The organism is Pseudarthrobacter phenanthrenivorans, from assembly GCF_000813845.1.
GTDB classification, from domain to species: domain Bacteria; phylum Actinomycetota; class Actinomycetes; order Actinomycetales; family Micrococcaceae; genus Arthrobacter; species Arthrobacter phenanthrenivorans_B.
Map to the genome: position 1 here is coordinate 1 of NZ_JWTB01000078.1, position 272 is coordinate 272.

The window sequence follows — 272 nt, forward strand, 5'->3', positions numbered from 1 at the left end:
AAGCTGCTGTGCATCATCCACGAGGCAGGCAACATCGGCCTCGAACAGCGCTGCGACGGAGCCGCCAAGGCCTTCGGCGGCCAGGTGGAGAAACTCCAGGTCGACCTGAACAACCCGCAGGGTATCCAGGCGACGGTGAAGTCCAAGATGCTCGGTGACAAGTCCTTCGACTCGGTCCTGGCCCTGGAACCGTCCGTGGCCACCGCGGCCCTGGCTGGCCTGAAGGACGCCGGCAGCACGGCCAAGGTGGGAACCTTCGACATCAACAGTGA

Annotated in this window: 1 pseudogene; it reads left to right on the forward strand. The window is 64.3% G+C overall.

Features of this window, described 5'->3' with window-relative positions:
• A pseudogene (locus RM50_RS20940) lies at nucleotides 1-272 on the forward strand (sugar ABC transporter substrate-binding protein); the annotation flags it as partial.